Annotated in this window: 11 protein-coding genes; 4 read left to right on the top strand and 7 right to left on the bottom strand. The window is 68.9% G+C overall.

Annotated elements, in window-relative coordinates; all coding sequences use genetic code 11:
• Positions 1-447: 447 nt before the first annotated feature.
• Positions 448-1,098 (bottom strand): DNA-3-methyladenine glycosylase, encoded by a 651-nt coding sequence (locus tag ACZ7OO_RS28680; RefSeq protein WP_471509036.1) that lies wholly within the window; start codon positions 1,096-1,098, stop codon positions 448-450.
• Positions 1,099-1,234: 136 nt separating this feature from the next.
• Between ACZ7OO_RS28680 and ACZ7OO_RS28675 the strand changes: the two genes are divergently transcribed.
• The 3 genes from ACZ7OO_RS28675 (at position 1,235) to ACZ7OO_RS28665 (ending at position 3,300) form a co-directional block, all read left to right on the top strand.
• Positions 1,235-2,017, top strand: a complete 783-nt coding sequence (locus ACZ7OO_RS28675; protein WP_471509034.1) for a sporulation protein — start codon at positions 1,235-1,237, stop codon at positions 2,015-2,017.
• A gap of 65 nt (positions 2,018-2,082) precedes the next feature.
• Positions 2,083-2,622: a YbhB/YbcL family Raf kinase inhibitor-like protein gene (locus ACZ7OO_RS28670; RefSeq protein WP_471509032.1), complete on the top strand. Its 540-nt coding sequence runs from the start codon at positions 2,083-2,085 to the stop codon at positions 2,620-2,622.
• 168 nt (positions 2,623-2,790) lie between these two features.
• Complete coding sequence (locus ACZ7OO_RS28665; RefSeq protein ID WP_352226171.1) at positions 2,791-3,300, top strand: HNH endonuclease; 510 nt, start codon at positions 2,791-2,793, stop codon at positions 3,298-3,300.
• A 111-nt stretch (positions 3,301-3,411) separates the two neighbouring features.
• On the opposite strand, the gene ACZ7OO_RS28660 is transcribed toward ACZ7OO_RS28665, so the two are convergent.
• The 3 genes from ACZ7OO_RS28660 to ACZ7OO_RS28650 all read right to left on the bottom strand — a co-directional run bounded on the left by ACZ7OO_RS28660 (position 3,412) and on the right by ACZ7OO_RS28650 (position 5,781).
• A complete protein-coding gene (locus ACZ7OO_RS28660) occupies positions 3,412-4,365 on the bottom strand; it encodes an SPFH domain-containing protein (protein WP_471509030.1) in 954 nt (317 codons plus the stop codon).
• A gap of 131 nt (positions 4,366-4,496) precedes the next feature.
• Positions 4,497-4,928 carry an NfeD family protein gene (locus ACZ7OO_RS28655; RefSeq protein ID WP_352226169.1) on the bottom strand — a complete coding sequence of 144 codons (432 nt, stop codon included), beginning with the start codon at positions 4,926-4,928 and terminating at the stop codon, positions 4,497-4,499.
• Positions 4,929-4,989: 61 nt separating this feature from the next.
• The gene (locus ACZ7OO_RS28650) at positions 4,990-5,781 is read right to left on the bottom strand and encodes an ABC transporter ATP-binding protein (protein ID WP_351694571.1); all 792 of its coding nucleotides are present in this window, start codon (positions 5,779-5,781) and stop codon (positions 4,990-4,992) included.
• 150 nt (positions 5,782-5,931) lie between these two features.
• Here ACZ7OO_RS28650 and ACZ7OO_RS28645 point away from each other — a divergent pair, with 150 nt between their 5' ends.
• A complete protein-coding gene (locus ACZ7OO_RS28645) occupies positions 5,932-6,717 on the top strand; it encodes a hypothetical protein (protein ID WP_471509028.1) in 786 nt (261 codons plus the stop codon).
• A gap of 304 nt (positions 6,718-7,021) precedes the next feature.
• Here the strand turns inward: ACZ7OO_RS28645 and ACZ7OO_RS28640 are convergent, their stop codons facing one another.
• From ACZ7OO_RS28640 to ACZ7OO_RS28630, 3 genes are all read right to left on the bottom strand, one after another.
• Positions 7,022-7,270 (bottom strand): chaplin, encoded by a 249-nt coding sequence (locus tag ACZ7OO_RS28640; RefSeq protein WP_351694577.1) that lies wholly within the window; start codon positions 7,268-7,270, stop codon positions 7,022-7,024.
• Between the two features lie 170 nt (positions 7,271-7,440).
• Entirely contained in the window at positions 7,441-8,082 is a 642-nt protein-coding gene (locus ACZ7OO_RS28635) for a response regulator (protein WP_471509026.1), read from the bottom strand.
• Complete coding sequence (locus ACZ7OO_RS28630; protein WP_471509024.1) at positions 8,075-9,220, bottom strand: GAF domain-containing sensor histidine kinase; 1,146 nt, start codon at positions 9,218-9,220, stop codon at positions 8,075-8,077. Before ACZ7OO_RS28630 ends, ACZ7OO_RS28635 begins: the two co-directional genes overlap by 8 nt.
• Positions 9,221-9,416 lie beyond the last annotated feature (196 nt).

Here is a 9,416-nt window from a genome sequence, read left to right as displayed (position 1 = left end):
ACGCTGTTGAGTTCTCAAGGAACGGTCGCTTCCTTTGTACTCACCCTCTCGGGCTTTCCTCCGGGCTTCCCTTCGGTCTTGCGTTTCCGACTCTATCAGACCGTTTTCCGATCCGATTTCCTCGGCGCTTTCCAGGTTCCTGCTCTCGCGTTTCCCTTTCCGGCGGTTCCGACTCTATCAGATCCTTTCGGCTTCCGATTCCCGGTCGGCGGGATTGTCTGGGGCTTTCCGGCTTTCGCTCGTCGGCCTTTCGACATTCACTACGTTAGCCGATTCCCGTCGAGACTCATAATCGAGTTCAGTGAGTTCGAATTCACGCATGCAAGGCATGACAAATTCGACCCCGCCAAGGGAAGTCGTAGTAGTGGGTGGCCGCTTCCGGCTGCTGGCGAATGCCGTACCCGGGTCAAGCGGCTCGGGCTACATTACGCACCTTCCAGGGACGCGTCAACTTGAGCGACGCCGGGGTACATGGGCGCGATAGGGGCTGACGGTCGGGTCATTGGCGATCCAGTAACGCCAGGGGTGGACGTCACCGTTGCCTCCCTCGCCGGCGACTCCGGTGCGTGGACCGTTCCGTACCTGGTCGGACGGCACGGGAGTGCCGGTCAGTATCCGCAGGGGAGTCTCGCCGGAGGCACACGCGTCCGTGCCGTCCAGGGAGCGGTCGACGCCCAGGGCGGTGGCCAGGCGGGCCGGGCCTTTGGCCAGTTCTCTGTCGTATCGGGCTGAAAGTCGACGTTTGCGGGCGAGCTCGGCGCCCTCGACGATCTCGCCGGCGCGGAGCAGGACCGCGCTCGCGGTGCCCTCCGGACCGCAGACGAGGTTCATGCAGAACCACATGCCGTAGGTGAAGTAGACGTACACATGCCCGGGCGGACCGAACATCACGTCGTTGCGGGGTGTGCGTCCGCGATAGGCGTGCGATCCGGGGTCGTTGGGGCCGTCGTACGCCTCCACCTCTGTGAGGCGCACCGCGATCGGACCGTCCGGGGTGCTTCGGAGGAGGATGCGGCCGAGGAGGTCGGGGGCGACCTCCACTACAGGGCGGTCGAAGAAGTCCCTGGCGAGTGACGTACGGTCCGGGGGCGTGATCATGGCGTCCGAGCCTAGTCCAGGCCGGGCGTGCCAAGGGGTGGTCAAGGAATCGTCACCTTGTCAGGGTGTGGGCCGGAACCGGTCGCGGCCGGATCGCGTTTCTAGGGATCAAGGGTCCGTACGTAAAGGGAGAGTCATGGGGTTCAAGAAGCTGCTTGCGAGCCTGGGGGCCGGTGGGGCTTCCGTCGAGACGGTGCTCACCGAGGTCAACGTCGTACCCGGCGGTGTTGTCCAGGGCGAGGTGCGGATCCAGGGCGGCTCGGTGAACCAGGAGATCCAGGGGTTGTGCGTGGGTCTTCAGGCGCGGGTCGAGGTGGAGAGCGGCGACGAGGAGTACAAGCAGAACATCGACTTCGGCAAGGTGCGGCTCGGCGGTGCCTTCGAGCTGCAGGCGGGGGCGGTGCACGCGGTGCCGTTCGGGCTCGAGATTCCGTGGGAGACGCCGGTCACGATGATCGACGGGCAGGCGCTGCGCGGGATGCACATCGGGGTGACGACCGAGCTGGAGATCGCGCGTGCCGTGGACTCCGGTGACCTGGACCCGATCAATGTGCACCCGCTGCCGGCGCAGAAGGCGATCCTGGACGCCTTCATCCAGCTGGGCTTCCGCTTCAAGAACGCGGACCTGGAGCGCGGTCACATCCGGGGGACCCGGCAGACGCTGCCGTTCTACCAGGAGGTCGAGTTCCACCCGCCGGCGCAGTACCGGGGTCTGAACCAGGTCGAGCTGAGCTTCGTGGCGGACGCGCACGCCATGGACGTCATCCTCGAAATGGACAAGAAGCCGGGCTTGTTCAGCGAGGGCAGTGACACCTTCCGGTCGTTCCAGGTGGGTCTGCACGACTTCCAGGGGACCGACTGGGCGGCTTACCTCAACCAGTGGCTGTCCGAGGTCGGCAGCAAGCGCAACTGGTTCTAGGCTCGGGAACTGCGGATTCCGTAACGGCTTCCGTAAGCGATCAGTATCGATCAGGAGGTACCGAGGTGACCGAGCTCAAGCGGCGGCCTCTCCCCCATGACTTCCACCCGCCCGTCCCGTCGTTCACGGTGACCAGCGAGGACGTCGAGGAAGGGGCGACGCTCAAGGACGCTCAGGTCCAGGCGAAGGGCAACATCTCGCCGCATCTGCGGTGGGAGGGCTTCCCGGCCGAGACCAAGAGCTTCGCCGTGACCTGTTACGACCCGGACGCCCCGACGGGCAGCGGGTTCTGGCACTGGGTCCTGTTCGACATCCCTGTCTCGGTGACCGAACTGCCTGCCGGTGCGGGCAACGGCAAGTTCGAGGGTCTGCCCGAGGGCGCGGTGCAGGTGCGCAACGACTACGGGGCGAAGGACTTCGGCGGCGCCGCGCCGCCGCCCGGGGACGGGCCGCACCGGTACGTCTTCACGGTGTACGCGGTGGACCAGGAGAAGCTCGGACCGGACGCCGATGCGTCGCCTGCCGTCGTCGGGTTCAATCTGCGGTTCCACGCGATCGCGCGTGCGCAGCTGATCGGCGAGTACGAGAACCCTGAGAAGGGCTGACGCACCGCGCGAAAATCAGCCGAGCGTTCATTGAACGTTTGCCCGTCCCTGGTCTTGGAAGTGATCAGGGACGGGCAGTTTTTATTGCGTTGTCCATCTCGGCGCGCCCGTCCAGAGTTGATCCAAGCCCGCCGGGGGTGGGCACGGTGCACATGGGAGGTGGGCTGGATGCGTGACACGCTGGTGCTGAACGCGAGCTTCGAGCCGCTGTCTACGGTGACTTTGAACCGCGCCGTCGTCCTGGTGCTCCAGGACAAGGCCGTCGTCGAGCAGGCCCACCCCGAACTGCGCATGCGCGGTACCGATGTGGACATACCTGCGCCTCGGGTGATCAGACTCTGCAGGTATGTACGGGTGCCGTTCCGGAGACAGGCGCCCTGGTCGCGGCGCGGGGTGCTGATCAGGGACCGGCATCGGTGCGCGTACTGCGGGCGGCGGGCGACGACCGTCGACCATGTGGTGCCGCGGGCCCAGGGCGGTGCGGACTCATGGCTGAACACGGTGGCCTCCTGTGCGGAGGACAATCACCGGAAGGCGGACCGGACGCCGGAGCAGGCGGGGATGGAGCTGCTTCGGGAGCCGTTCGAGCCGACTCCTCGGGATGCGATGCTGCTGGCTTTGGGGGCCGAGGACTTCGCGGCGCTTCCTGAGTGGCTGGCGGGTGATGTGGCCGCCTAGCCGTGTGCCTGGCTGAGGTGGTCGGGCGAGTGCGGGTTGTACGTGGCTTGTCGCGCAGTTCCCCGCGCCCTAAAAGAAGGTGGGCGCGGGGAACGCTTGTTTTACGGCGCCCTAGTCGATGTTCGGCTTTTCCCGGCGTTCCTGGGCGGGGATGTTGTTGCCGCCCGAACTGCCGCCCGAACCGCCGCCCAGGTTGCCGAAGTTGCCCATCGCACCCGACAGGCCCTTGAGGGCGTCGCCGATCTCGCTGGGGACGATCCAGAGCTTGTTGGCGTCGCCCTCGGCGATCTTCGGGAGCATCTGGAGGTACTGGTAGGAGAGGAGCTTCTGGTCCGGGTCGCCGGCGTGGATCGCCTCGAAGACCGTACGGACCGCCTGGGCCTCGCCCTCGGCGCGCAGGGCGGCCGCCTTGGCCTCACCTTCGGCGCGCAGGATCTGGGACTGCTTCTCGCCTTCGGCGGTGAGGATCGCGGCCTGGCGCGTGCCTTCCGCGGTGAGGATCGCGGCGCGCTTGTCACGGTCGGCGCGCATCTGCTTCTCCATCGAGTCCTGGATGGAGGTCGGCGGCTCGATCGCCTTGAGTTCGACGCGGTTGACGCGGATGCCCCACTTGCCGGTGGCCTCGTCGAGGACGCCGCGCAGCGCCGCGTTGATCTCCTCGCGGGAGGTCAGGGTGCGCTCGAGGTCCATGCCGCCGATGATGTTGCGGAGCGTGGTGACCGTGAGTTGCTCGATGGCCTGGATGTAGCTGGCGACCTCGTAGGTGGCCGCCCGGGCGTCCGTCACCTGGTAGTAGATGACCGTGTCGATGTTCACGACCAGGTTGTCCTGGGTGATCACCGGCTGGGGCGGGAACGGGACGACCTGTTCGCGCAGGTCGATGCGGTTGCGGATGGTGTCTATGAACGGGACCACGATGTTGAGGCCGGCGTTGAGTGTCCGCGTGTAGCGACCGAACCGCTCGACGATGGCGGCGCTCGCCTGTGGGATGACTTGGATCGTCTTGATCAGGGCGATGAAGACCAACACCACCAGAATGACCAGGACGATGATGACCGGTTCCATCGTCGGCTCCCCGTACCCTTCTCCGCTTCGGCGCTTCGGCAGATCTTATGGTTGTTGAAGATCTTGCTGGACGAGTGTGTCAGACACACGCGCAACTCGGGGACAGTTCGGTTCAGTTGAGTCTTACGAGGTCAGATGACGATCGCCGTGGCCCCTTCGATCTCCACGACATCCACTTCCTGTCCCACCTCGTAGGCGTTCGTGGGATCGAGAGAGCGGGCCGACCAGACCTCGCCGGCCAGCTTGATCCGTCCGTCCGAGCCGTCGACGCGTTCCAGTACGACGGCTTGTCTGCCCTTCAACGCGTCGATGCCGGTGGCGAGTTGGGGCCGCTGGGCGGCATGCCGGTTTGCGATGGGCCGTACGACGGCGATCAGGGCGACCGAGACGACGACGAAGACGAGCACCTGGATCACGGCGCCCGCGCCGAGTCCGGCGGTACCGGCGGCGGCCACGGCACCGACCGCGAACATGCCGAACTCCGGCATCGCGGTCACGACGAGCGGGATGCCGAGCGCCGCCGCGACGACGAGCCACCACACCCATGCGTCGATGTTGTTCACGTCGTCATGGTAGGGCCGGGGGTGCCCGCCCCGACAGGGTGCTTCGCGGGGTCAGGGCCCGTCAGGACAGGGGCAGTCCGTGGGCGGTCCAGCGGTCGCCCAGCTGCTCGACGACGAGCGGGAGGCCGAAGCAGAGGGAGAGGTTGCGGGAGGAGAGTTCGAGCTCCAGCGGGCCGGCGGTGAGGACCTTGCCCTGGCGGATCATGAGGACGTGGGTGAAGCCCGGAGCGATCTCCTCGACATGGTGGGTGACCATGATCATGGAGGGGGCGATCGGGTCGCGGGCGAGCCGGCCCAGACGGCGGACCAGGTCCTCCCGGCCACCGAGGTCGAGGCCGGCGGCGGGCTCGTCGAGCAGCAGCAGCTCCGGGTCGGTCATCAGGGCGCGGGCGATCAGGGTGCGCTTGCGCTCGCCCTCGGAGAGGGTGCCGAACTTCCGGTCCACGTAGTCGGTCATGCCGAGGCGGTCGAGGAAGGCGCGGGCGCGCTGCTCGTCGACCTCGTCGTACTCCTCCTGCCAGTGGGCGGTCATGCCGTAGGCGGCGGTGAGTACGGTCTCCAGGACGGTCTGGCGCTTGGGGAGCTTCTCGGCCATGGCGATGCCGGCCACGCCGATGCGGGGGCGCAGGTCGAAGACGTCGACCTTGCCGAGGGTGTCGCCGAGGATGGTGGCGGTGCCCTTGCTGGGGAAGAGGTAGCTGGAGGCGATGTTGAGGAGGGTGGTCTTGCCGGCGCCGTTGGGACCGAGGATGACCCAGCGCTCGCCCTCCTTCACCGACCAGGAGACCTGGTCCACCAGAGCCCGGCCCTCCCGGACCACGGATACGTCCTGAAGCTCCAGAACATCGCTCATGAGCGCGTTGTCTCCCCTTGCAGTGTGGCCGGTCTCGGCTGTCGCGTACGCCTGTGGCTCGGGCGGCGGCGCGGGTGGGCGCAGCCCTTATGAAATCTACGCCACGAGTGCGGCGCTCCATTCCATCGGTCCGGTCCTTAGGGTGGGGGCATGCTCTCGGAACCGCGTTCAGGACGCCTCGCCGCTTGGGGAAATGCCCTATTGGCCGGACTTGTCTCTCCGGATGACGCCGTGCTCGCCATCGTGGGCGAGGACGCGGTGCACCGGGTGGCGGGGCTGCCCGGGGAGTCCGCTCCGGTCGGGCTCACGTTGGCGCTGGGGCGGTTGCGGACGCTGGGGGCGACCGGGCTACGGGTCGCGCTGCCGGCGTCGGGGCATCCGCTGGGGCTGAGCGGTCCGCCGGACTTCAACGCGCGGGCCCTGGAGGCCGAGGAGGCGGTGATCTGTTACGGCGCCGCGTTCGGGCTGGTGCCGGAGGTGTACGAGGCCGGCTCCGCCGGTGATGTGCATGTCGAGGTGATCTGGCACGTGCTGCCGGTGCGGGAGGCGCCGCCTGCGGACGTGCCCTCGCTGGGCGAGGCCGAGCGGGAGTTGGCGGAGGCGCTCAGGGACGCGACCGAGATGCTGTCGAAGCTGGATGTCGCCGGGTCGGGTCCGGTGGCGGAGGCGGCGATCGACGCGTACCGGGCGCGGGCCGAGCGGGGGCGGGAGGTGCTGGCCCCTGGGTATCCCCCGCGGGCGGTGCGCGTCATCGAGCTGGCGCAGCGGGTGGGGTTGCTGATCTCACTGGCGTACGAGAACGGGCACGGGGGCGCGGTGAGCGCGTCGGAGATGGCGGCGCGGTCGTTGGCGCTGCGGCCGGTGGAGCGGACGGCCCGGCGGGCGCAGGTGGCGGCGTACAACTCGGTGGTGGAGGAGCGCGAGCGGGGGCGTTAGGACGCCTGGGGGCTATGCCGGCCGGCGTGGCCCTCGACGGTCGTGCCGGTCCTCCTTGCCGCAGGCGACGCCCGGCGAGGCAACGGCGAACCGGCGCAGGCGCCCGCCGCGATACCGGCGGGTCGACGTCGGAGGGGTCCTCGGTGGTCGGGGCATCGGTCCGCGACTGCCTGTTCGGATCATTGGGCTCAAAAGTCGCTGGGCGCAAAAGCCCATGGCCGTAAAAGCAGCTGGCCATAAAAGCCGACCGGCCTTCCGGGGGCGCCCGGAAGGCCGGAGGTCGATGCCGCTGTGCGGCGTGGTCTCAGTGGTTGAGGCCGAGGTTGCCGAAGGCGGGGTTCAGCACGCCGATGACGTTGACGCTGTTGCCGACGGCGTTGACCGGGATGTGCACGGGAGCCTGGATGACGTTGCCCGACACGACGCCCGGAGAGCCCTGGGCCTGGCCGTCGGCGTGCGAGCCGCCGGTGTGGGCGGAGGCCATCCCCGCGCCCGCGGCCATGATCCCGCCGGCCACCATCGTCACGGCCGCTGCCTTCTTCAGGTTCTTCACTTCTTGAGCCCTCCTTGGCGATCGCCGCGGCGGTCGCCGCAGCACGCACTGAAGAACGCTGGCAGCCGGCAGAGGATGCGCCGTCCGGGTGACATTCCCACGACGGTATGAATCTCAGCCCGGAAGGCGACCCTCCATGTTGCCGTCGGTGAAGCGTTGCGGAGGGCGTTTCAGCCGGTCACGCCATGGCGAACGGCCCACAGGGCGGCCTGGGTGCGGTCGGCGAGGTCGAGTTTCATCAGGATGTTCGAGACGTGCGTCTTGACGGTCTTCTCGGACAGCACCAGGGCGCGGGCTATCTCGCGGTTGGAGCGGCCGTCGGCGATCAGCCCGAGCACCTCGCGCTCCCGCTCGGTGAGTTGCCCTCCTCTGCCCTGGCCGGAGTTGGCCTCCTCCTGGGAGAGCAGGGCGCCGGCCACCTCGGGCTGGAGCAGGACGTGCCCGGCGTGCACCGAGCGGATGGCGGTGGCGAGCGCGTCGGGATCGACGTCCTTGTATACGTACCCGGCGGCGCCGGCACGCAGGGCCGGGACCACCGTGCGCTGCTCGGTGAAGCTGGTGACGATGAGCACGCGCGCGGGGTTGGCGAGTTCACGGAGTTTGCGGAGGGCCTCCACGCCGTCCATGCCGGGCATCTTGACGTCCATGAGGACGACGTCGGGGCTCAGCTCCTGGGCGCGCTCGACCCCTTCGGCGCCGTCGGCGGCCTCGCCGACGACCTCTATGTCGTCCTGGATCTCCAGGAAGGTACGCAGTCCCCGGCGGACGACCTGGTGGTCGTCGACGAGCAGGACCCTGATCGCGTCAGCCACCGGGGACCTCCATCTCGATCGTGGTGCCCTTGCCGGGCGCCGATTCCACGGTCAGCGTGCCGCCGACCCCGCTCGTCCGGTCCCGCATGGAGACCAGGCCGAGGTGGCGTCCGGCACTGCGGGTGAGGTGCGGGTCGAAGCCGCTGCCGTCGTCCGTGATCCGCAGCACGGCCCCGCTGCCACGCCGGTTCACGGTCACGTCGACGTGCTCGGCACCGGAGTGCCTCAGGGCGTTGTGCAGGGCTTCCTGGGCCACCCGGAGCAGTGCCTCCTCCTGGGCGGCGGGCAGGGCGCGGAAGCCGCTGCTGGCGAAGGTCACGCGCGCACCGTGGGCGCGGTCGAGGACCTGGATCTGGGTGCGGAGGGTGGCGACCAGACCGTCCTCGTCGAGGGCGGCGGGGCGCAACTCCACGACGGCCGCGCGCAGTTCGTCGGTGGCCTCGGCGGCGAGCGCGGCCACCTGCTGCAACTCGCCCTTGGCGCGGGAGGGGTCCCGGTCCACCAGGGCGGCGGCGGCCTGGGCGGTCAGGCGCAGGGAGAACAGCTTCTGGCTCACCGCGTCGTGCAACTCGTGGGCCAGCCGGGACCGTTCCTCGGCGATGGTCAGCTCGCGGCTGCGCTCGTAGAGGCGGGCGTTGGTGAGGGCGATCGCCGCGTGCTGGGCGAGGATGGAGAGCAGTTCCTCGTCCTCCGCGGTGAAGCCGCAGCCGCCCTCGGGCTTGGCACACCTCTTGTTGGCGAGGAACAGGGCGCCGATGGTCTCCTCGCCGTCGCGGATCGGCAGGCCCAGGAAGTCGGACATGCCGGGGTGGGCCGACGGCCAGCCCTCGAAGCGGGGGTCCTTGCGGACGTCGGCCAGCCGCTCGACCTTCGCCTCGCGGAGCATCGCGGCGAGGATGCCGTGCTGGCGCGGGAGCGGGCCGATGGCCTTCCACTGGGCGTCGGTGACACCGTCGACGACGAACTGGGCGAAGCCGCCGTGGTCGTCGGGGACCCCGAGCGCGGCGTACTGCGCGTCGAGCAGCTCACGGGCGGAGGCGACGATCGTCTTGAGGACGTCGCGCACCTCCAGGTGCCTGCTCATGGCCAGCAGCGCGGCACTGACCGCGGCGAGGCCGGACCGGGGACCTTGACTCATGCCCTCACGGTACCGGCGGGGTGTGACACGGCGGATCGGTCGTTGGTGGCGGGGCCCGGGCCGATGGCCGTAGGACCCGGGTCCTAGGGCGCAGGCCCCGGACCGGCGGCGTAGTCCGAAGGGCCCTGCCGGATTGCGGCCCGCGTCCGAGGCGGCCGGGGCGGTGCCGTTCCTACGTTGAGGTCACCGCCGACGG

Source organism: Streptomyces sp. NPDC111744, from assembly GCF_055634995.1.
The sequence above is the reverse complement of the archived record's forward strand: the minus strand, read 5'-3'. Positions and strand labels throughout refer to the sequence as shown.

What these genes read in the sequence shown, in the direction of transcription:
- ACZ7OO_RS28680 (WP_471509036.1), bottom strand. Translation starts at nt 1,098, where the DNA reads ATGATCACGCCCCCGGACCGTACGTCACTCGCCAGGGACTTCTTCGAC.
- ACZ7OO_RS28675 (WP_471509034.1), top strand. Translation starts at nt 1,235, where the DNA reads ATGGGGTTCAAGAAGCTGCTTGCGAGCCTGGGGGCCGGTGGGGCTTCC.
- ACZ7OO_RS28665 (WP_352226171.1), top strand. Translation starts at nt 2,791, where the DNA reads ATGCGTGACACGCTGGTGCTGAACGCGAGCTTCGAGCCGCTGTCTACG.
- ACZ7OO_RS28660 (WP_471509030.1), bottom strand. Translation starts at nt 4,365, where the DNA reads ATGGAACCGGTCATCATCGTCCTGGTCATTCTGGTGGTGTTGGTCTTC.
- ACZ7OO_RS28650 (WP_351694571.1), bottom strand. Translation starts at nt 5,781, where the DNA reads ATGAGCGATGTTCTGGAGCTTCAGGACGTATCCGTGGTCCGGGAGGGC.
- ACZ7OO_RS28645 (WP_471509028.1), top strand. Translation starts at nt 5,932, where the DNA reads ATGCTCTCGGAACCGCGTTCAGGACGCCTCGCCGCTTGGGGAAATGCC.
- ACZ7OO_RS28630 (WP_471509024.1), bottom strand. Translation starts at nt 9,220, where the DNA reads ATGAGTCAAGGTCCCCGGTCCGGCCTCGCCGCGGTCAGTGCCGCGCTG.